Origin of the sequence: Marinobacter sp. tcs-11, from assembly GCF_002049515.1 — a bacterium.
Classification (GTDB): domain Bacteria; phylum Pseudomonadota; class Gammaproteobacteria; order Pseudomonadales; family Oleiphilaceae; genus Marinobacter; species Marinobacter nauticus.
Map to the genome: position 1 here is coordinate 516,678 of NZ_LLYU01000001.1, position 22,200 is coordinate 538,877.

Sequence of the window (22,200 nt, forward strand, 5' to 3'; positions counted from 1 at the left end):
TCAAGACTCCTCACAGCAGGATGATGACGAAGGATCATCCCAATGTTCGATTAACCGACAAATCGTATGTCCATCCGGCGTACCATCGGGCATGTCCTGCCAGGTGGACAATGCCGACACCATCCGCGCCCGCAACTTCTGCAACTCCGAAATCTCCCGCTCAACCTCCGCCAGCCGCTGCTGGAACACATCCCGAACCATCGGGCAGGGCGAATGATGATCGTCCGCCTGCTCCAGAATCTGCCGTATCTCCGGCAGAGAAAACCCCAGCTGCCGTGCCTTGCGGGCAAACCGCAACCGGCGCAGATCCTCGGCATCGTATTGCTGATAGTTGTTGTCCGGATTCCGGGTAGGGCGCAACAATCCCTCCCGGGTGTAAAACCGGACGGTATCCGGGTTAACCCCGGCGGCGGTGGCGATTTCTTTGACTTTCATGGCAATCCTCGTGGATTGATAAAAAGTGCTGCCCGGAAACCACGAATCAAGTCAGCGGAGTGCTGTGGCTGGATAAGCTTCCGAAAATGCTCGGAGCCATGGACGGCGGAGAGCAAGCGTACAGGGACGTATTCACAGCGGTTTTCGGAAGCTTATCCAGCCACGGCGCGGCCTGCACCAACGTAGCTGCCTTCAAGCCCAAAGGTAGACTAAAACCTGTGACCAACTCATAGGTCAAAGGTTTTCGGAGAGAATATCAGGAAGAAGAGCTTTTCGAACGCAGAAACACACCACAGGACTTGCACTGATCCGGCGCCATAAGCTTCGCCTGCCAGCCAATTTTCACGCCACAGGCAGGGCACCTCAGCCGCAACTGCAGAACCACAATCGGCGCCACCAGCAACGCCAGCAACACCCCCAGCGACCCCCAGTCATCGCCGGACGACAGCCCCAACTGACTGCTGAACACCAGCACTACAATCAACGCCACAAACGCAAACACAAAATAATTTCGGTTCCACCGCTCCCAGCGGCGAAGCTGTGCATCCTGCTCCGAAGTCAGATATCTGGCCGACATAATGCTCTCGTGACAAACCGTTGAAAGTGAAGTGTGGAGTTCTGGCCCGGTAATTACAAACCGGAACCGACGGGCAGGCCCGGAATCAGAATGCCTTCCGCAAGCGCCCGCTCAAGATCGGCCGCCGGAATCGGCCGGCTGATCAGATAGCCCTGGGCCAGATTGCATCGGTGCGCTTTCAGGAAGTTCAGTTGCTCCTCCGTCTCGACGCCTTCAGCCACTACCTGAATGCCCAGGTTGTGGGCCAGATTGATCACCGCCCGGGTAATCACCGCATCATCGTGGCGCTCAGTGACGTCGGTAATGAACGACCGGTCAATCTTCAGCAGGTCGACCGGGAAATCTCTCAGATAGCCCAGCGACGAGTAACCAACCCCGAAGTCATCAATCGCCAGATGCACACCCAACTGGTGCAGCTGGGATAACTGATTGAGGTTGTGCTCGATGTTCTGGATAAAGATTTCCTCAGTCAGTTCCACCTCCAGCCTCGACGGATCCACCGCCTCCGATGCCAGGGTTGAACGGATATGGTCAATCAGGGAATCGTCATCCAGTTCGCGGCCAGACAGATTCACCGCGACTCTCAGGTGCTCACAGGGCGTACCTTTCCAGCGTGCCAGTTGACGGCAGGCGGCCAGTACCACCCAGCGGCCGATCTCGGTAATCCGGCCGCTTTCCTCAGCCAGCGGAATAAACTCCACCGGAGGCAGGAGCCCGCGAACCGGGTGTTGCCAGCGAATCAGCGCCTCGACACTGTTGATCTGGCCGGTGTCGAGATTGAGCTGGGGCTGGAAGTAAAGCACGAATTCATCATTGGCCAGCGCCTGGCTCAGGTCACGGTCCAGCTCAAGACGCAGCACTTCGCGGTCCTGCATGCCCTCGGTATAGAACTGGTAGGTATTACGGCCCTGCTCCTTGGCCCGGTACAGGGCAATATCGGCATTGCGTAACAGCGCATCCGCGTCCAGACCACTCTGGGGGTAAACCGCCACACCCATGGTCGCGGTAATACTGTGAGCCTCGCCCTGCACCTCGAACGGCGCGGCGAAACACTGCTTGATCTGGCCCAGCAGGTGAATCACATCGTCAATGTCATCGACCTGCTGCTGACACACCATAAACTCGTCACCACCGGAGTAGGCGACCAGTACCCGCTCATTGCTCAACCCGTTCAGGCGTTCAGACACCTTGATCAGAAGCTCATCCCCGAACTGATGCCCGAGGGAATCGTTAAGCATCTGAAAGCGGTCAAGATCCAGCATCACCAGGGCGATCTGGCGCAGCTGTCGATCGGCAATGTTGATGGTATGCGCGAGGTCTTCCATGAAGAAGCGGCGATTGGCCAGACCCGTGAGGGTGTCGGTCGACTCCAGCCGTTCCAGGTCCACCTGCATGGCTACTCGCTGATCGATTTCCTGTTCCAGTTCTTTCCGGGTTTTGAGCAGAGCCTGGTTGCGCTTCAGGATGAGTTGCACGAGCAGGGTAGTAAGGCTGGTGAGCAGGCCCATCAGAAGCAGGCTGGTAAAGGTCATGGTAGGCCAGCTGCTGCGCTGGCCTTCGACCCATTGTCTCGAAGGCGTGAGTGTCAGTGACCAGTCCAGGGAAGGCAGGTTGATCGGTACGGTGTGGTTCAGCGAGTTATCAAGGTCCGACGAGGTGTTCAGCAGATAACTGGTCTGGTCACTCTGGGTGATGGTGACCTGGAACTGTTCAAGGACCCGCCGGGTCAACATTTGCTCTGCCAGCGTATTCATTCTGAAAACGCCAGCCATGAAACCGTTATTGGCATCACCCCGCCCGACAGGATGATAGATCACCAGACCCTCTCCGCCCTGTCGAAGGTCAATGATGCCGGAAATATCGTACTGTCCGGAGGCTGCAGCCCGCGATAGCGCCGCTCGCCGCTGTTCATTGAAGGCGACATTGAAACCGATGACATCGTTGTTGCCGCTCAGGGGTTCCAGCCAGCGGATGATGTAGTTGCGGTCAATCCATTCAATGGCCTGGTAAACCCCGAAGTCTCTCAGATAATTGCGCGCATCCTCACGCCAGAGCGCCTCGGTCTGGGATGGATTGGCCTGCATGCGCATGGCCATACGCCCGATGGCATCGAGGTGCACCATGAATTCGCGCTCAAGGTTGTTGGCGAGCGCTCTGGCTTCATTGCTGAGATTGGTCTGGATCTGGTGGGTATTCTGCTGGATCAGGCCAACCCGGAGCCCGGAGGCAATACCCAGAAACACCAGGAAGATCAGAACCGGGAAAACCGGGCTCATCAGCGCACGAACGACCAGTCTGATGGATGTCTCGGGTTTCGCCACATTATGCTCCGGTGTGGTTGGCTTCGGGTGCACCTGATTTAACGGCAGGCACGGCCAGATTATGAGTGATTTGCAATGGTTTTGGCCATTAGCTGTTTAACTCGGCCTTCCAGAGAGATACCGAAAGCGCCATCCGGCAGCGGCGCCTTGATTTCTCTGGCGGGGCCGTCCGTGGTGGTCTGGCTGCCCAGGTCCATTACCCGGGGCGTGATTGGATGTTTATTGTTATCCAGCAAAATCTCCACTTTCGGCTTTAACTTGCGTCCCGGGTGGGTGCTGACCACCAGGGCCACTTCACCGGTATTCAGTTCCACCAGGCTGCCCGGTGGATAAATCCCGATCATCCGGATAAAGGCCTCCACCATGTCGGCATCAAACTGCTGAGCACGATTTTTATACAGGATGCGAACGGCATCGGCTGGTGACATGCCGTCACGGTAACAGCGGTCGCTGGTCATGGCATCGTAGGCGTCGACAATGGCAATCAGGCGGGCAAACCGACTGATCTGCCATTCGGGCAATTGCTGAGGATAACCCCGGCCGTCGATACGTTCATGGTGATGCAGGGTCACATCGCTGATGATCGGGTCCAGGCTTGGATCCTGTTTCAGGAGTTCATGGCCCAGGGTGGTGTGTTTCCGCATCACCTCATATTCCCGGGGGGATAATGGCCCGGGTTTGTTGAGGATCTCGTCCGGTACCCTTAACTTGCCGATATCGTGTAAGAGCCCGCACATGCCGGCCACTTCCAGGTCATCCTCGGGCAGGCCCAGGAAACGGGCAAAGGCCACGGTAAGAATGGCGACGCGTAAACAGTGTTCGGCGGTGTAGGCGTCCCGGTGCTTGATCCGTGCCATCCAGAACATGGCACTGGCGTTGGCTTTGACACTGTCCACGCAGGACCGGATCAGTGGTCGGGCAGAGGCCAGCTCCAGATCGTTGTTCTGCTCGATGTCCCGGATCACCTTCTCCACGAATTGCTGGGTTCGGCTCCAGGTGTCAGCAGCCCGGGGCAGTTCCTGTTCGAGCGTGCGGGTTTCCTGCAGGGGTTCGGTGGTGCGTTGCTTCAGGTGGGGGATCTGATCCAGAACCGGAGCCAGTCTCTCGGCCTCGTCCTCGACCACGACCCAGGCGCAATACTGGCGCAGTATTCGGGCTTCGACGTCGGATTGCAGAGTGAATCCCTGGAACAGAACCGGGACCTCGGTCCAGGGCCGGTCAAGCTTGACCACTTTCATGCCGGGCTGAAGCAGGTCCACGGGCAGACGCACCCGTTCCAGTACAACGTCTGTAGACGCTTTGGGAGTGCTCTGAACATCGCGGCCTTTAGCGGCGGCTCTGGACTTGCCTGGTTTACTTCGGAACCACATGGTCCTGCCAGTCTTCGAATTATTGTTCAGAGAGTATGTCAGACTGTCGCAATTGGTAACAGTTACGATCTGAAACTGTGATCTGGCTCTTGATCCAGCTCAGCTTCGGCAGCCGGTTTTCATGCCGGCTACCGAGATCAGTCATGCACCAGGGACAGTAAGACAGGTCAGCGTTTGGCCGGGGTGCGCAGGCCGTGCCGCGGTATTTCCTGCTTGGGGCAGCGATCCATCACCACCGCCAGGCCGGCGGCTTCGGCACGCTGAGCGCCGGTTTCATTGATCACACCAATCTGCAGCCAGAGCACCGGAACCTTCTGCTCAATGGCCTGATCGATCACGGCATCGGTACGCTCAGGAGCCAGGAAAAGTTCCACCATATCCACTGGCTCTGGAAGTGTGGCGAGATCTGCGTAGACGGTTTCGCCCAGAACCTGCTGACCGGCTAGGCGCGGGTTAACCGGAATCACCCGATAGCCCTGGTGCTGCAGGTATTCCATCACTTCATGGGAAGGCCGGTTGGTCTTCTCGCTGGCACCCACCAGGGCGATGGTATTAACCGATTCCAGAATCTCCCGGATCTGTTCGGGGCTGTTGCTGGGCATAATGCAGATTCTCCTAGTCGCGACTGGCTTCCAGAGTCACGGAAACCGATTCTGCATAACGTAGCGCATGGGGCTTGTCGATTTCTACCTCGGCCCAACGCACGGCGCCATGTTCCATGACGATGGTCAAAACTTCGTGGGTCAGGCGCTCCAGCAAGGCGAACCGCTGGCCGTCCACATGGGCGATAATCTGCTTGGTAATGGTCCGGTAGTTGAGCGCAGCAGAGATTTCATTGCGCTCGATAGCCTCCGAGGCATCGTAGGTCAGGCAAACGTTAATCACCACATCCTGCTGGTTGTTGATCTCTTCTTACTTGATGCCGATATAGGCACGCAGCAGAAGATTCTTGATCTGGACACGGGCCAGTGGTTTCTGGGCGTTTGCCATAACAATTCCCTGGAGTCAGTCGGATATCAGCGGTTACTGGAAATCAGGTTCAGGAACTCGGTCCGGGTTGCCTGGGATTTGCGGAACTGCCCGAGCATCATGGAGGTTTTCATACGCGAGTTCTGTTTCTCTACGCCGCGCATCATCATGCACATGTGCTGGGCTTCAATGACCACCGCGACGCCCTTGGCCTGGGTAACGCTCTCGATGGCTTCGGCAATCTGCCGGGTCAGGTTTTCCTGAATCTGTAACCGGCGGGCATACATGTCGACGATGCGGGCAAACTTGGACAAGCCCAGCACCTTGCCCTGGGGCAAATAGGCGATGTGGCACTTGCCGATGAAGGGCAGCATATGATGCTCACACATGCTGTACAGTTCGATGTCCTGAATCACCACCATTTCGTCCATGGCGGATTCAAACACGGCGTTATTAACCAGCTCTTCGAGGTCCTGCTGGTAGCCGCGTGTGAGGAACTGCATGGCCTTGGCTGCACGCATGGGCGTGTTCTGGAGGCCTTCTCGATCCGGGTCTTCGCCCAGGCCCTGGATAATAGTGCGGTAGTGATCGGCCAGATCATCAAGGGGTAGAGACATAATCGATTCCGGTTTGGGGTGTCTGAAAAAGGCCAAAGCTTAAGGCAATTCGCCGGGTATCTCCATGGTTTACGTCTGTGGCGTAGAAAAGGACCACCGCACAGGCCGCCAAAGGCGATATGGCCCCGGCCGCAGCTTTGCACTAAAGTGTGGGGAGTTTCGGGTACGGTCATGGATTGCACATGGAACAGGTGATACCGGGTTCAGAAGTGGCGGCATCTGGTCGCCAGGAAACATTTACGCTGGAAGGCTGGCAACAGGCTGGCAAATGGTTCAGTTACGAGGGGCATGCCATCTTCAGCCGCATGGGAGGGCAGGGTGAGCCGCTCGTTCTGCTGCATGGCTTCCCGACCGCGAGCTGGGACTGGAGTCGGATCTGGCCCATGCTGGTGCGCGAGCATAACCTGCTGACTCTGGACATGCTCGGTTTCGGCTTTTCCGACAAACCGCTGCATTATTCCTACAGCATCGAAGATCAGGCGGATTTGATTCAGGGCTGGATAGAGGGCCTGGGTCTGGAGCGGGTGCACCTGTTCGGACATGACTACGGCACCACCGTCGTCCAGGAACTGCTGGCCCGGGAGCAGGAGGGCGAGCTGTCGTTTGCCATCAGCAGTGTCTGCCTGCTAAACGGTGGTCTGTTTCCGGAAGTTCACCATCCCCTGTTTATCCAGAAGATTCTGCGCAGCCCCCTGGGTAGCCTCATTGGCCGGGGGCTCAGCCGATCGCTCTTCGAACGCAACTTCCGACGTCTGTTCGGGCCGCGTAATCCGCCGGGCAGGCAGGACATGGACGACTTCTGGCATTTGCTGAACTACAACAACGGCCGGGGCGTGTTGCACCGCCTGATCCAGTTCATGGAGGAGCGTCGTTGTCACCGCAACCGCTGGGTTGGAGCGTTGCAAAAGGCGGAGCAGCCCATGCGACTGATTTCCGGTGGTGCCGACCCGGTGTCCGGCGCCGCCATGGCCCGGCGTTATCGGGAGCTGATCCCTCAGGCCAATGTGGTGATGTTGCGCAATGTCGGGCATTACCCCCACTTTGAGCAACCCTGGGATGTCTACAGCGCCTACAGGGAGTTTCGCAAGGCGCGCTAGCCAGTTCAGGCCGGTGTGGTGCCGCCGGTGGCCGGGTCTGCCAGTGGTGCCGGATCCAGGATGTCCTCCTGGCTCGCGAGCCTGGGAGCGTTCACCACCTGATTCCGGCCACGGGATTTCGCTTCGTACAGAGCCTGGTCTGCCCGGTTGAGCCATACTGACCAGGTCTCGCCCTGGGTGACTTCCGCCACGCTGGCACTCGCGGTAACCCGGATGTCATCCAGAAACGGCCGGGCGCTGATGCTGGTCAGCAACTGGTGCGCCAGGGTGTCGGCGTCTTTCTGCCGGGTTTCCGGGAGCACGACCATGAATTCTTCGCCGCCGATACGGAACAGCTGATCGCTCTCCCGCAACCGCTTGCGTACCCGCAGCGCCATTTCCTTGAGCACCTTGTCTCCGGCCAGGTGGCCCCAGCGGTCATTGATGGTCTTGAAATAATCCAGATCAATCAGTACCAGGCTGGACACCCGTTCATAGCGTTCCCGCATCTGAATCTGGCTGTTCAGGATGTCGGCCAGCTGCGAGCGATTCAGGCAGCCGGTCAGTGGATCGGTTGTCGCCAGGCGGGTAAGCTCGGCCTGCAGGCGCCCCACCAGCCAGGCAAAGATCATGGCAAACAGGCAACTGAGACCGAGGGAAAAAGTGATACGCCAGAAGTCTGCCTCTGGAAACTTGAGGAAAGACACCACCGCCATGACCGAGACAAAAACGACATTGCAGAAAATGGCTTCACGCAGGGGAAGCAGAAAAAACAGGGCAATGGCCGCAGGATAAGCCCAGTAGAGCCCGGCGTGGCCATTGATGAGGGTGGAATAGGCGGCGCACACCACGGCCAGTATGGGGAACAGGCGGCCTTTGAAGAAATAGGTGCTGCGAAAACGCAGGAATGCGATCACCAGGGCCGCGTTCAGGCAGAACAGGATAAGCAGGGATGACAGTAAAATGTTGCCATTTTGCCACTGCACCATGACCAATGGCGCGACGGCAATGAAAGCCCAGATGTGCAGGTGATAGACCAACTGCCGCTTGAACCCGAGAACAGCCAGGGTCGGGTTGGTTGCCAGGGTATTTGGCGAGGCAAATAGATTCACAGCCTACTCCCGCTGTTCATAACCGGCATGTTTCCGTTTGTAATCGATGGCTCAAGTCTAGCACGGAGTCCCGCGAGCGAAAGCAAAAACCACGGATTGACGGTATTCGCAAAAACTATTCTGGAGACATCTGTTATTCAGAATATACATGGCTGTCATGAATTCTGTTCAGTTGGCCACCTCCGGTCGGTCGGATACACTCGCCGGACATTTCAGGGGAGAAAGGAATGACTGCGATTCACAGTCGGAAGCCCGCACTGACCATCCGAGCAGGTCGCCGGGCTTTGCAGCGCTTGCAACAGAAACCGCTGGGGCCGGAAGACGTCCACGTGATTCCGGGGGCAGCCGGTGGCCCGAAGGCGCTGGGAATCAGCGGGCTGGACAAGGCCATATTTGGTGACTGGTTACCCCAGGTGGCTCAGGAGCGGGCACTGATCGGGTCGTCCATCGGCAGCTGGCGGTTTGCCGCCATTGCGTCATCGGATGATCCCAAGGCTCAGTTGGCTCGCCTGGCGGAGCTTTACACCAGCCAGCGATTTGCCAAAGGCGTCAGCGCTGCGGAAATCTCCCGCAAAAGCATACTGTTTCTGGAGGAGCTGCTGGGGGGCCGGGAAGACTTTCTGCTCAGCCATCCCTGGTACCGGTTGAGCATTGTCGTGGTGCGCAGTCTTGGTCTGTTGCAACACGATACCCGTGGCAGGCTGAGCCTCGGGTTGATGCGGGCCATCAGCGCCAACATGGTCGGCCGCCGGCATCTGGGCCGTTTTATGGAGCGTGGCATTGTGCACGATGCCCGGGGCCGCGCGCCGGTCTCCAGCCTGGTGGATTTTCCCAGTCATGAAGTGCCCCTGAGCCGGGACAACCTGTTGCCAGCCCTGCTGGCGTCCGCTTCCATTCCTCTGGTGATGTCTGGAGTCCGCAATATTCCGGGCGCGCCAGAGGGTGTATACCGGGATGGCGGGCTGCTCGATTATCACCTCGACCTGCCTTACCAGCAGCCTGGCGTTATCCTCTATCCGCACTTTACGGATCGTGTGGTTCCTGGCTGGTTCGATAAAACCCTGCCTTGGCGCCGGGGGGGTGCCAGCCGGCTGCAGGATGTCGTGCTGGTATCGCCGTCACCGGATTACCTGGCAACCCTGCCGGATCGCAAATTGCCGGACCGCAAGGATTTCGAGAAATACGCCGGCGATGATGCCGGTCGCGAACGAGCCTGGCGTCGAGCGATTGCAGAGAGTGACCGTTTGGGTGACGAGTTTCTGGAACTGGTTGAGAGCGGGCGTCTGCTGGACCGGATTCAGCCCTTGTGAGTCTCTGGTAGATCGCACAGGCCGTCTATTCTGATCCTAGTCCGGGGGTAGCACTGAGTCGAAAGCCGGTAATGCCGTGGACCGGATCCTTGATGGTTTTCAGGCGCAGGCATACTTGCACTGGCAGGGAGTCGTCGGCTCCGATCAGTGCCAGATCGGTTCGGGTCAGGTCTTCCTCGCTGCGGGCGCTGTCCAGGCTTTCCCGGAACCGGCTGCGGTCTTGTTCGGATACCAGTTGTTCAAACGGCTGATCGGTCAGGTCGGAGGGCGCGCGACCGAGCACGTCGGCAATCTGGGCGGACACAAATCCGATGCGCCCCTGGTGATCCAGTTCGGCGATTACCGCTCCGCCCAGCCGGACCAGATCCCGGCTTCTTGCTTCGCTGTCGTTCAGCGCATGCCGGAGCACAGACTTCTCCACCTGCAGATTGGTAATCTGTTGTTGATCGCGATCGAGTTGTGCCTGTTGCTGCCGGATTCTGGCATTGCGGATGGCCAGTCGACGGCAGGCGACCAGCATCAGTAAGGCTGCGAGTACCGAGATACCGGCACCTGCAGTAAGAAGCTGCCAGCGCGCCTGGTTCGAGGCCCGGTCTATCCACCCTGCGCTGGGCGTCGTGGTGACCATCCAGTGCCTGCCGGGCAGTGTCAGCTCGGTCCGCAGGGCCTCGGAATCCCGGGGCTCGTCTACGTTGCCGAGCTCCAGCACAGCCTGTTTGGTGTGTCTGGCGAGCGTATCGATTCGAAGCTGCAGGCCCTCGGGCAGATCTGTCGCCAAAGCTGAGGTCAGCGATGCAGGCAATTGCTGCCCCGGCGTGTGTTGTAGACGGGCTGCGATCGTCGCAACCAGAGCCTGATGCCTGGCATGGTAGGCCTCAAGGCCAAGGTCAGCGATAGTTCGCGCCAGGGTGTTGGCCAGTGCCACTGACACCAGTATGCCGATACCCAGGATAACCCCGGGAATCCAGAGACCCGGCCAGAGCCGGAATCGGGTGCCGGGTGTGTTACGAAGGTCGCTGTCCATGCTGGTGTGCTCCCGCGAGGCCTTTGCTGCTCGGATACCGCCTAACTTTAGACCAGCAATACCGGCCCGGCAATTCGGGCGCCGCCCTGTGCTGACTGGTGGCGCGGACGGTCAGTGCCGGCTCTGGCGGGCACCTGCATACACCATCAGGAACACCAGAAATGCAGTGACCACCACCGATGGTCCGGCCGGCGTGTCCAGGTACCAGGACAGGGTCAGTCCGCCGGACACCGCCACCACCCCGAAGACCACTGCCAGGGCGGTCATGTGTTCGGGATTGTGGGCCAGTCGGCGTGCGGTTGCGGCCGGAATAATCAGCAGGGCGGTAATCAGCAGGACGCCGACAATCTTCATGGCCACCGCAATCACCAGCGAAAACATCAGCATCAACGCCAGCCGCAGGCGTTCCACCGGAATCCCTTCTACCCGTGCCAGTTCCTCATGAATGGTGCTCATCAGCAGGCCGCGCCAGAGCAGCGCCAGCAAAGACAGGACAAAGGCGGCGCCACCGTAGATCCAGACCAGATCCTGTCGGGTCATGGCCAGCAGATCGCCAAACAGCAGGCCGGTCAGGTCCACCCTGACATCCGGCATGAAGCTCAGGGTGACCAGGCCAATGGCCAGCGCGCTGTGCGCCAGGATGCCGAGCAGGGTATCGGTAGCCAGGGTGCGGGTCCGGGATAGCAGCACCAGGGCCAGCGCAATGAGCACACAGGTGATCACTACACCCAGATTCAAAGGCACGCTGATCAGAAAACTAAGCGCGATGCCCAGCAGGGCCGAATGGGCCAGCGTATCTCCAAAATAGGCCATGCGACGCCAGACTACGAAGCAGCCAAGGGGACCGGCCACCAAAGCCACGCCCAGGCCGCCGAGCAGCGCCCGCCAGAAGAAGTCGCCCAGTACCGCATCAATGATGGTCATGGCTGCAACCTTCGTGGGCGTCCGCGGAAGAGACCACATCACCATGGAGGTTGTGGCGATGGTTGTGATGGTGGTGATAGACCGCCAGTGACTCGGCAACCTGATGACCGAAGGTTTCCACAAAAGCCGGGTCCTGGGAAATATCCTCCGGATATCCGCTGCAACATACGTGCTGATTAAGGCAGATAACCCGGTCTGTGGCCGCCATCACCAGATGCAGATCATGGGAGATCATGATGATACCGCAGTGCAGCTCATCCCGAAGCTGGCGAATCAGATCGTAGAGTGTGGCCTGGCCATTGATATCGACCCCCTGGGCGGGTTCGTCCAGCACCAGCAGATCGGGTTTCCGGGCCAGTGCCCGGGCCAGCAGCAGTCGTTGTTTTTCGCCGCCGGACAGGTGGTGGACGGACGCATCCAGCAGGTGCGCGACCCCGGTCCGTTCCAGCGCGGCCGTGCAGTCTGCCAGTGCACGCCTGCTGAGCAGCATGAAGCGCCGGACACTCAGTGGCAGAGTGGGCTCCAGAGTCAGGTGCTGGGGTACGTAACCGATCACCAGACCGGGCGCCACTGATAATTGACCGCTGGTCGCTCGCTGAATCCCCAGAACGGTTTTAATCAACGTGGTTTTGCCGGCACCGTTCGGGCCGATGATGGTGACGATATCGCCCCGGCTCACGGTCAGGTTGACCCGATCAACCACCGGCCGGTCGTCAAATGCCACCGTAACCTGTTCTAGCCGGACCAGAGGGTCAGTCATTCGTTTGCTCCCCCTGACAGCGGGGGCAGAGGCCAGCCACTTCCAGGGTAACGTCGTCAGGAAGGAAGGCTTCCGCGCGCGCCGCGGATTCGATGGCCTGATTGAGTTCCGGCATGGCCAGTTCCAGGACCGTGCCGCACTGCCGGCAGATCAGAAAAGTACCGCGATGATGTTCACCGGCATGGGCACAGCCGACGAAGGCGTTGAGCGAGGCAATCCGGTGAACCAGTCCATGTTGAAGCAGAAAGTCCAGGGCCCGGTAGACCGTGGGGGGGGCGGCGTTATGTCCATCCGAGGACAGTTTGGCCAGAATATCGTAGGCGCCCAGCGGCTTGTGGGATTGCCAGATCAACTCCAGCACCCGTTCACGGATCGGAGTCAGGCGGGCGTTTTCATCGCGGCAGATGGCATGGGCATCGGATAATGCCTGGGCGACACAGGCCTGATGGTTATGGGGACGGTAGGGAAGTGCGCGTTCCGGCATGGTGTGGATCCTGCAAAATTTGCAACATTATAACATTTGCAGGCGGCCACGCCATGCCGACCGGAGGCTCAGTGATGTGCGTCGACGGCCAGGGATTCCAGGTATTCCAGATTCGGGATCCAGGCTGGCTCGCCGTCTACTTCCACCTGCATCAGATCCGCAGGGCCGGGGTCGCCGTCCAGTTGTCGGATCTGGTCTTCCATCAGGCGCGCCTGGCTGGGAATGCCCTGGGTGACCAGGGCCATGAACGGGGCGCTCTGGTGATTCGGGCCGATGGTATTGAGGATAATGATGCGGCCACGGTTTTCACCAGGGATGGTGAGCTTGTTGCCGTTGGCGGCATCGTAGGAAATGACCGGCAGTGTGAGCCCGCGCCAGTCCAGGAACCCGGCCAGCCAGTCCGGTGTATTGGCGCCGGCATCGTTGCTGTTGAAATCCACCACCTCAGCAATGGAGACGTTGGGCAGCAGGAGCTGGCGGTCCAAGACCGGTATCATGACGCAGGACAGGGATTGGCTGTTTTCACTCATTGCTTGTTACCTCAGGCGGAATCCCGTTTTTGCCGGCCCTTGAGCAGGCAGTTGTTCTCAATGACTTTTACCAGTTCCCTGGCCAGTTGCTCCGGAGTGCCACAGAAACTGGTGCAGCCGGTGGCGGCCACCGAATCGGGCATGGAGCTATTACCACAACTGGTGCTTTCCTGAACCCAGATGCGGCTGCCATAGGCCTTCAGCATGGGTGCAGCGATAGCGCCGTCGTTGCCCATGCCGGAAAACAGGATGGCATGACAGTGTTTGCCATAGTGATCCGCCACGTTCAGCAACACCTGATCTATCGATGGGCCATAAGGGCCCGGCCAGGGATGATTCAGTTCCGTCAGCTGGCCCTGGCGATCAAAGGACCACTCTCTTTCAACCGGCATCAGCACCACATCGCCGTTGCGTACCCGATAGCCCTCCTCGGCCCGTTTCAGCGAATAATGGGCGTGCCGGCCCAGAACCCGGGTGAGGACTTCGGTAAAATTGCCATCAATATGTTGGGCATAGATAAACCCGACCGGTAGCCTTGGCGGCAGGTGATCGAGAAAGGTCTTCACCGCTGCAGGACCGCCCAGCGAGGCTCCGAGAATCCAGACTTCCTCAGCCACCGAACCCGGCGCCGCCGGCGTTATCCAGTGTGGCAGCGTAGGCGCGTCCACCGCATCTGGCGTGGACTCGGCCAGCTCTTCAATGTCGTTGGCGGTATCCAGCTGCTCCAGATGCCCGAGCTGTTTTTCCAGCTTGTCGAGCAGCCGGCGTTCCCAGCGGAAGTATTCCGTGGTGCCGGGCTTGGGAGCCTGGTCCAGGCCAAATAAGACCGGTGCTTCTGTATTTTCCAGCAGATGCTCGAACAGTGCCGGATGATCCGCTTCGTCTTCCAGGGTCACCAGCCAGAGGGCTGCGTCCGGAAACGCCGGGTAGTCCATCAGCCGCTCGGGATCTCCCGAGAAGCTGACGTCCAGGCCAAATTTTCCGGTCGCCGCCTGCAGCCGATGCCGTTGCAGCACCACATCGGACACAATCCCGACGCCAGGCCGGCCGTGAGGGCCGGCCATCACCGGTTCCCGGTCAGCCGCTTGATGGTGTCAAGCAGCTCGGTTTCCTGGAACGGCTTGCCAAGGTACTCGTTGACCCCGATGGCCAGAGCACGTTCCCGGTGCTTCTCGCCCGTCCGCGAGGTGATCATGCAGATCGGCGTATCTTTCAGGTTGTCGTCGTGGCGCACAAAGCTGGCCACTTCGAAACCATCCATACGGGGCATTTCGATATCGAGCAGGATGATGTCCGGCCGGTGGTCCTGAAGCTGGGCAACGGCGTCGAGACCATCTTTGGCGGTCACCACTTCCATGCCATTGCGCTCCAGCAGACGGGAGGTCACCTTGCGCACCGTAACGGAGTCGTCCACCACCATAACCGTCGTGGCTTTTTCCTCGTAGCGGGCGCTGTCCCGTGCCTTTTCCAGATTCGCCAGGCGCTGGCGTTCGGACAGGATGTCGGAGCGGATCATCGCCGGCAAGTCGAGGATTACAACCACGTTGCCGTCACCGAGAATGGTGGCACCGGAAACGCCCCGGACGGAACTGAACTGCGGCCCGAGGGATTTAACCACGATTTCCCGGCTACCCATCAGCTGGTCCACCTGCAGAGCCATGGGCTGCTCCGCGCCGCGCACCAGAATGACCGGCAGTGGCAGAGCCTGGCCCTGAAGCTTGGGCTGGTGGTCACTGTTGAGCAGGCTGCCCAGGTACTGCAGGCGATACTGCTGGCCGGCATACTCGTACATGGGGGCGTCTGGCTTGTAGTACTCTTCCAGCTCGTAGGTGCTGACCCGGACAATACCTTCGATGGTGTTGAGCGGGATGGCGTAGAAATCTTCCCCGGTGGACACCATCAATGCCCGGTTGACCGACACGGTGAACGGCAGGCGTACGGTGAAGGTGGTGCCACGGCCCAGGGCGGAATCGATGTCGAGGCTGCCGCCGAGCTGTTTGATTTCGCTGGCAACCACGTCCATGCCCACGCCACGACCGGAAATCTGGGTAACCTGCTGGGCGGTGGAGAAGCCCGGCTGCAGAATGAACTGCAGGATTTCCCTTTCCGAGAGGTCTTCGTCGGCGCGCATCAGGCCCTGGCGAACGGCCTTGTCGCGGATAACGTCGGACGGAATGCCTTTACCGTCGTCCATCATCCTCAACACCACATCACCGCCTTCCCGGGTCAGGGACAGAACCACTTCACCTGTGGCCGGTTTGCCTGCCTTGGTGCGGTCTTCCGGCGTTTCGATGCCGTGGTCCAGCGCGTTGCGGAGCATGTGCTCAAGCGGCGCGACCATCCGCTCCAGAATGTTCCGGTCCATTTCCCCTTCAGCATTGCGTACGTCGAAATCGACTTTCTTGCCGAGTTCGCCACTGATCTGGCGCACGATGCGGCGCAGACGGGGCACCATGGAGGAGAACGGAATCATCCGGGTCTTCATCAGACCTTCCTGGAGTTCCGTATTGATTCGTGATTGCTGAACCAGCAGGGTTTCGGTGTCCCGAACCCGCTCGGACAGGGTTTCACGCAAATCAGCAAGGTCCGAAGTGGATTCGCTCAGGGCCCGTGACAGCTGCTGGATGGAGGAGTAGCGGTCCATTTCCAGCGGATCGAAATCGTCGCCGTAGTCCGGCCCGTGCTCCTGCTCGGCCCGGAACAGGATCTGCGCTTCGGTTTCGATATCCATGCGCCGCAGCTGTTCCCGCAGACGTTCGATGGTGGCGGCCATTTCGTCCAGGGTGTAACTGAAATCACTGCTCTGTTGCTCCAGGCGACCCCGGGTAATACTGGTTTCACCGGCCAGGTTAACCAGCTCATCCAGCAGCGGTGCCGATACCCGAATGGTTTCCTGGGCGGCTCTCTGTGCATCGGCGGCTTTCTTGCGCGCCTGGGCCGCGGATTTCTCCGGTTTCGCAGGTGCCGGAACCGGTTTGGTCGGGGCTGGCTCCGCAGTGGAGGCCTTTGGCACCGGCGCGGGTTCTTCGCGAACCGGTTCGGGTGCTTTCTCCGGCTGCGGGGCAGGTGCCGGTGCGCCGGATTCAAAGCGTTTGCGGATATCCGCCACCAGCGCGATGATGGCATCGTGATCGCCGGTGATGGCCTGCCATTGCTCCTCGGTTGGCGCGTTACCGCCCAGATCGATCAGGCGGGTCTCGAAAGCATGAGCCTTGTCGCCAAGCTCGGAGAGCTGGGACAGACGGGCGCCGCCTTTGAGGGTATGCAATGCCCGTTGTGCTTCCCGGTTGAAGTGCTCATTGGCCGGCTCACGACGCCAGTCATCGAGTAGCTGCTCCAGCTGGTCCATGATTTCGCCAGCTTCTTCCAGGAAGATTTCGAGCACTTCCGGATCCACGGAGTCCGCTTCAGCCGTTTCTGGCTGTGGCGATTCTGTTCCGGATGTGTCCTCCGCTGGTGCGGTAGTGCGCAACGCGTCGATCAGGGCCGTGTCGGCATCGGGCTTGCGACTGTCTTCCAGCGCATCAAGCATGGATTTCAGGCTGGCCGCGGCGCGGTCACTCAGGCCAAGCATGGCCGACTGGCCCCGGTCGCCGGCAATCAGCTGGTCCAGGGCGTCGGCCCAGGCTTCGGCCAGATCCGCAATCGGGTCGACATCCGACAGTCGCGCGCCGCCCTTCAGGGTGTGCAGTTCCTGCTGCAGGCGGGTAATGCCAGCCAGTTCCTCCGGCTCCTCACGCCACTGGTCGAGGCACTCGGTAATGGCCTCGTGGATTTCCAGGCCTTCGTCCAGGAAGATGCCAACCAGATCGTCGTCGGTGGCGTCTTCCAGGCTCTCGCTAAGGCTGGACGCGGATTCTTCGGATTCTGCCGCCGGCTGTTCACTGATTTCCAGTTCTTCCAGTTCGCTAACGTCGCGCTCACCCGGCTCTGACTGCGGCGGTGCCTCCGAAGGCAGGGATTCGCCGCGCAGAATGGCCTGAACCTGATGCACCAGTTCTTCGGCTGGCGGGCACGGCTTCTGGGTCGCCACCTGCTCTACCATCTGAGCCAGGCGGTCGTGGCAGGCAAACAGCAAGTCGGTCATCTGACCGCTGGCTTCAAGCTGGCCTTCGGCCACTTTTTCGAACAGATCCTCAAGCACGTGAGTGAGATCGCCGATGGCCTCGACTCCGGCCATGCGGGCGCCACCCTTGAGGGTATGCACATCACGCTGCAGTTCGGCGGCAACCTCCCGGTTCGAGGGGTCTTCGCTCCAGGTATGCAGGGCACTGCCGGTGGAGTTGATCAGGTCGTAGGCTTCTTCCAGGAAAATGCCCACCAGTTCCGGGTCCAGATGGGACAGATCGGTGGCCTGGAGCTCTTCCTCCTCTGCACCTTCAGTTTCTTCGGTGCTTTCCTCGAGCTCGGGCTCCGGCAGGGTCAGCTCTTCGTCTTCCGGCTCCGCAGAGTCATCGGTGTGTACATCGGTTACCGGGCGAGTGCCGCGGGCGCCATCGATGTAGGCATGAATCTCGGTGATCAGATCCGGCGCGGGCCTCGGCGCCTCACTGGCTTCAAGTGCCTCGACCATGCCGGCAAGCCGGTCATGGCAGCGGAACAACAGGTCAGACAGAGTGTCATTGATCGAGAATTTCTGCTCGGTCAGTCCTTCAAACAGGTTTTCCAGTTCGTGGGACAGGTCACCCACGGCCGGAATGTCGGCCAGTCGGGCGCCACCCTTGAGGGTGTGCAGGTCACGCTGGAGCAACCGCAGGAGGTCCAGGTTTGAAGTGTCCTCGCTCCAGCTGTACAGGGCTTCCGCGGTGCTGTCAATCAGGTCGCGGGCTTCCTCCAGGAAGATTGCTGCCAGCTCGTCGTCCATGGCCTGATCGTCTTCAGACGTTTCCGGCAGTGGCGGCGTTTCTGTCAGCTCAGGTTCTTCTGTTGCCTGCTCCAGTTCATCCATTTCCAGGCTGAGGTCGATCTCTTCCAGATCCTCGGTGAACTGCTGCTCGAACTCATCCGGTTCTGCGGGCTCGGCTGCGGTTGCCTGTGCCAGCGCCTCAAGTTCCTGAATCAGTTCCTGGCTGGGTTCAGTAGCCAGCCCGGCCGCCACCTGATCCATCATGTTAATCAACTGCTCATGGCCGGCGCGCAGGGTCTGGAATACATCATCGCCCGGCGGCAGGCCCTGCTCTGAAATCGCGGTGTAGGTGCGGGTCAAAGCGGCGGCCAGTTCGGCAACATCGGGCAGATTGGCGTCCGTCGCACCCTGGGTCAGTTGCTCCAGTTCGGCACGGAGGGTTGCCAGTGCCTCGTCCTGCTGCGGGTTTTCAGACCAGCGATCGAGAATGCTTTCGGCATCCAGAACGATATCCAGGCCTTCACCCAGGAACAGCTGTACCAGCTGTGACGACGATTTCCTGGCGGGTTGTTCGTCGTCTGCCTGGGCATGGCTGGTGAGTGTCTGCTCACACACCTGGTGCAGGCGCTCAAGGTACTCGTCGGTGCCTGCCAGCGGTGCCTGGGAATTCTCCCGAATCTGGGCAAGCCCTTGGGTCAGGAAGCCCGCCGCATCACTGATCAGCGCCAGTACGTCGCGGTCTGCCCGTTTGTTCTGGGCCCGGGATTCTTTGATAAAGCGCTCAAGCGGCGTAATGACTTCCGCAATCGGCGCGATACCGGCGGTGTTGGCACTGCCTTTCAGGGTATGCAACGCCCGAGAGAGATCGTCCGTGTAGGCGGCGGTGGCTTTGTCGCCCGCAGCCTCCAGGTATTCCTTGATGGTCTGCAGATGGGTCTCGGTTTCGTTCTCGAAGATATCCAGCAGCACCGGATCCACTTCGTCTTCTCCGGGCAGGGCATCATACTCAATGCTGTCTTCCGGAGTGACGGTACCGGCCGTTGTTTCCTCTGCAGACTCTGTGTCGGTGTCCACCAGCGGCATGGCGGTGGCATCGGGAATTTCGCCATTGGCCAGGGCATTGGCCCGCGCCTCCATGGCAGATGTGTTCAGGCTCGGCGCCTGGCGTTTCTCAAAATCGGTGACCAGCGCCGGCACCGAATCGGTGACATCCTGAAGCAGCTGGGCAATATCATCATTCATGAACACGCTGCCGTCGATCACCCGGTTCAGCATGTTCTCGACCGACCACGCCAGCTCCCCGATCACGGTAGCGCCAACCATCCGGCCACTGCCTTTCAGGGTATGAAAGGCCCGCCGAACTTCTGCCAGGGCACTGCGGTCATCGTGCTGACGTAGCAGCATGGGCAGGTATTCGCGAATGGTGTCGAGTACCTCGCCAGCTTCCTCAATAAAGATCTCGAGGATTTCGTCATCAATGAGATCGTCACTGTCGTCCGCTTCTTCAACTTCGCTCGTTGGCGCGGTAGCGGGCGTTTCGGGCATTTCGATTTCGTGCTCGGCGGCGGCCTCGTCTGCAGTTTCTGCTTCGCCTGTGGTCTCTTCGGCCACCTGTCCGGTTTCTGCGCGTCGGGTCGTTGCCAGCGCTTCAGCCTGTTCAATCAGCTCGTTGACGTCGCCACTGGTCTCGCCGTTCCGGAAGTCCTCAATCAGGGAAGGAATACGGGCGTTGACCTGGTCCACCAGGGTGAACATGTCATCGGTCGGTTTGATGGTCTGGTCGATGACCCGATTGAGCAGATTTTCCACCGACCACGCCAGTTCGCCGATGCTGGTGGCGCCGACCAGGCGGCCACTACCTTTGAGGGTATGGAAAGCCCGGCGAACTTCAGTCAGAGCTTCGCGATCGTCGTGATCCTGGCGCAACCTCGGATAGAACTCGTGGATGGTCTGCAGAACTTCTTCCGCTTCCTCAACAAAAATGCCGAGTATTTCATCATCCAGCAGCTCGGCATCAGAGGTTTTGGCCTCTGGTGCGGTGGTCTCTTCGGCGCTGGCCTCAGGTTCTTCAGCCACGGGTACTTCAGCCGGGGCCTCTTCGGTTTCTTCCGTCAGGCTCCAGGTGGGCTCCTGTCCGACCGGGAAGCCGAGACTGGCGAGGCTGTCTTCGGCCACGCGCAGGATAGCGTCGTTATCGCTGATGCCATCTGCCAGTCTCTCCAGGTAATACTCGATACTGGTAACGGCATCGGCCAGGGTGTCGAGCTGTTTCCAGTCCGGAACCTGTTTGTTGCTGAGCAGTACGTCGGTGACGTAACGCTCGGCTGAGGCGAGCATATCGGCAACGCGATCCAGTGGCACCAGGCTCAGACCGCCACGGATACTGTGCAGGAGTCCGGGTACGTGTTCGATTTCACGGGCATCCCACTGGGAGGCAATGAAATTGACGATGGCGGATTTAACCTGCTCCAGGGTATTCCGGGATTCGCGGATCAGCGCTTCGCTGGCCTCTCCGAGTTCACGGGAGCCCATGTTGATGGCGGAGGCTTCCTCGGCCGAGCCGGAAGACTGCTCCGGGCGTCGCTCGCTGTCGAGACCAGCCAGACTGGCCTCCACGTAAAGCAGGGCACCGGCAATGTCCATCAGGGTGCCATCGTCGACCACTTCGGCCTGCTGGCAGAGTTTTTCTACCAGTTCAATCTGTTCGGTGACGACCTTCCGGGGAATGCCAAGACCAAGAACGGCCAGGGTGTTGGCAACCTGACGCAGGCCGGGCAGTAACTCGTCCAGTTCGCTGTTCTGACGAAATTCGGCCCGCACAAACAGGTCAAGCTGATCTTTCAGTCGAGCCAGTTCTTCGTTGAGGGCACTGACCACGGAGTGGATGGCGTCCCGGCCTGGACCGGATACCCGGTTGCGGGCCGCATCCACGTCGTCTTCCGAGGGCAGGGCGCTATCCAACTGATAGGCCTGACGCAGTGCCTGAACCTGAGGGCGATCGAGATCCCGGGCGCGGGCGACGTAATACAACAGGTGTTTGAACAGCGCTTCCGGAACCGGCTGCTGAAGGATATCCGCATGTTCGTCGGTGAGCCGGCGGATCTCGGAATCCAGTTCCCTGAGCAGGGATTTGACGGCGGTGTTCACCGGGTTGACCCGGGCTTGCAGAGTGTCGACAAAGGCGCTGGCCGCTTTCCAGAGTTCGCCCCGGGGCGTTTTCTGGCACAGGCGCACCAACCGCTGGATTACCTTCTGCATGTAATCGAAATGGGCGTCGAGGTCCGCCTCGCGAACCACGCCAGCAAGGGCAAACTGGTACATCTGGCGCAGCTTGCGCAGGTGGCCCAGGACTTTTGGATCGTGCAGGCGTTCAGACACCTTGCCGCTGACCCTCATCTGTGAAGCAGAGAGATCCGGCTTGAACAGGGAGGTGTCGGACAACAGGGAGTCGCCCCGGGCGGCCCGGAGATCGTTGAGCAGCGGCAGCAGAACCATGGGAAAGTCATCGCTGCTGCTGCCAATGTGCTCCAGATACTGTGGCAGCTGTAGAATGGCCTGCATCAGCACGTTGACGGCATCGTCAACGCTGGTCACGGTTTCGTTGAGAATGGCCTGGGTCAGTTTTTCCATCTCTTCGGTGAGCAATGCTGCACCGTAGAGTTCCACCATTTGCAGGGTACCGTGTACCTGGTGAAGGTAATTCAGGCAGAAGCGCAGGCGCGCAGTGTCGTCGCGATTCTCGACATACGCTTCAAGTGCATGCTGGCCCTGGGTCAGCGTGTCCTGTATCTCTCCCCGAACCCAGTCGAGGGCGATGCTGTCATGGTGATTGCCCATAACCACTC

The 22,200-nt window shown here is 59.7% G+C and carries 16 protein-coding genes and 1 pseudogene; 2 read left to right on the plus strand and 15 right to left on the minus strand.

Translation table 11 applies throughout. From position 1 onward, the window contains the following. The 7 genes and pseudogenes from ARC85_RS02300 to folE all read right to left on the minus strand — a co-directional run bounded on the left by ARC85_RS02300 (position 1) and on the right by folE (position 6,289). The gene (locus ARC85_RS02300; protein WP_014423036.1) at positions 1-435 is read right to left on the minus strand and encodes a MerR family transcriptional regulator; all 435 of its coding nucleotides are present in this window, start codon (positions 433-435) and stop codon (positions 1-3) included. A 256-nt stretch (positions 436-691) separates the two neighbouring features. Further along, positions 692-1,012, minus strand: a complete 321-nt coding sequence (locus tag ARC85_RS02305; protein ID WP_199451909.1) for a hypothetical protein — start codon at positions 1,010-1,012, stop codon at positions 692-694. A 53-nt stretch (positions 1,013-1,065) separates the two neighbouring features. Next, complete coding sequence (locus ARC85_RS02310; RefSeq protein WP_278350573.1) at positions 1,066-3,333, minus strand: putative bifunctional diguanylate cyclase/phosphodiesterase; 2,268 nt, start codon at positions 3,331-3,333, stop codon at positions 1,066-1,068. A 59-nt stretch (positions 3,334-3,392) separates the two neighbouring features. Beyond that, entirely contained in the window at positions 3,393-4,703 is a 1,311-nt protein-coding gene (locus ARC85_RS02315) for an HD-GYP domain-containing protein (protein WP_286714230.1), read from the minus strand. A gap of 167 nt (positions 4,704-4,870) precedes the next feature. Next, positions 4,871-5,305: a CoA-binding protein gene (locus ARC85_RS02320; RefSeq protein WP_153739627.1), complete on the minus strand. Its 435-nt coding sequence runs from the start codon at positions 5,303-5,305 to the stop codon at positions 4,871-4,873. A 13-nt stretch (positions 5,306-5,318) separates the two neighbouring features. After that, positions 5,319-5,693, minus strand: a pseudogene (gene folX, locus ARC85_RS02325) (dihydroneopterin triphosphate 2'-epimerase). A 26-nt stretch (positions 5,694-5,719) separates the two neighbouring features. After that, complete coding sequence (gene folE / locus ARC85_RS02330) at positions 5,720-6,289, minus strand: GTP cyclohydrolase I FolE (RefSeq protein ID WP_011787185.1); 570 nt, start codon at positions 6,287-6,289, stop codon at positions 5,720-5,722. Between the two features lie 182 nt (positions 6,290-6,471). Here folE and ARC85_RS02335 point away from each other — a divergent pair, with 182 nt between their 5' ends. Continuing rightward, positions 6,472-7,386, plus strand: a complete 915-nt coding sequence (locus tag ARC85_RS02335) for an alpha/beta fold hydrolase (protein WP_286714231.1) — start codon at positions 6,472-6,474, stop codon at positions 7,384-7,386. Positions 7,387-7,391: 5 nt separating this feature from the next. Here ARC85_RS02335 and ARC85_RS02340 read toward each other — a convergent pair whose 3' ends face one another. Then, positions 7,392-8,477, minus strand: a complete 1,086-nt coding sequence (locus ARC85_RS02340; RefSeq protein WP_222534093.1) for a GGDEF domain-containing protein — start codon at positions 8,475-8,477, stop codon at positions 7,392-7,394. 227 nt (positions 8,478-8,704) lie between these two features. On the opposite strand from ARC85_RS02340, the gene ARC85_RS02345 reads away from it, so the two are divergent. Further along, positions 8,705-9,787, plus strand: a complete 1,083-nt coding sequence (locus ARC85_RS02345; protein ID WP_286714232.1) for a patatin-like phospholipase family protein — start codon at positions 8,705-8,707, stop codon at positions 9,785-9,787. Between the two features lie 25 nt (positions 9,788-9,812). On the opposite strand, the gene ARC85_RS02350 is transcribed toward ARC85_RS02345, so the two are convergent. The 7 genes from ARC85_RS02350 to ARC85_RS02380 form a co-directional block, all read right to left on the minus strand. Further along, a complete protein-coding gene (locus ARC85_RS02350) occupies positions 9,813-10,811 on the minus strand; it encodes a PAS domain-containing protein (protein WP_286714233.1) in 999 nt (332 codons plus the stop codon). A 111-nt stretch (positions 10,812-10,922) separates the two neighbouring features. Next, positions 10,923-11,735: a zinc ABC transporter permease subunit ZnuB gene (gene znuB, locus ARC85_RS02355; RefSeq protein WP_041655189.1), complete on the minus strand. Its 813-nt coding sequence runs from the start codon at positions 11,733-11,735 to the stop codon at positions 10,923-10,925. Continuing rightward, positions 11,722-12,495 (minus strand): zinc ABC transporter ATP-binding protein ZnuC, encoded by a 774-nt coding sequence (znuC, locus tag ARC85_RS02360; protein ID WP_273031633.1) that lies wholly within the window; start codon positions 12,493-12,495, stop codon positions 11,722-11,724. Before znuC ends, znuB begins: the two co-directional genes overlap by 14 nt. Further along, positions 12,488-12,979 (minus strand): Fur family transcriptional regulator, encoded by a 492-nt coding sequence (locus ARC85_RS02365; protein WP_011787178.1) that lies wholly within the window; start codon positions 12,977-12,979, stop codon positions 12,488-12,490. Before ARC85_RS02365 ends, znuC begins: the two co-directional genes overlap by 8 nt. Before the next feature lie 68 nt (positions 12,980-13,047). Then, on the minus strand, positions 13,048-13,509 hold the full coding sequence (locus tag ARC85_RS02370) for a chemotaxis protein CheW (protein WP_278350570.1): 462 nt from the start codon (positions 13,507-13,509) through the stop codon (positions 13,048-13,050). An 11-nt stretch (positions 13,510-13,520) separates the two neighbouring features. Beyond that, entirely contained in the window at positions 13,521-14,573 is a 1,053-nt protein-coding gene (locus tag ARC85_RS02375) for a chemotaxis protein CheB (RefSeq protein ID WP_286714234.1), read from the minus strand. Next, positions 14,573-22,192 carry an Hpt domain-containing protein gene (locus ARC85_RS02380; protein WP_286714235.1) on the minus strand — a complete coding sequence of 2,540 codons (7,620 nt, stop codon included), beginning with the start codon at positions 22,190-22,192 and terminating at the stop codon, positions 14,573-14,575. Before ARC85_RS02380 ends, ARC85_RS02375 begins: the two co-directional genes overlap by 1 nt. Between the last annotated feature and the right edge of the window lie 8 nt (positions 22,193-22,200).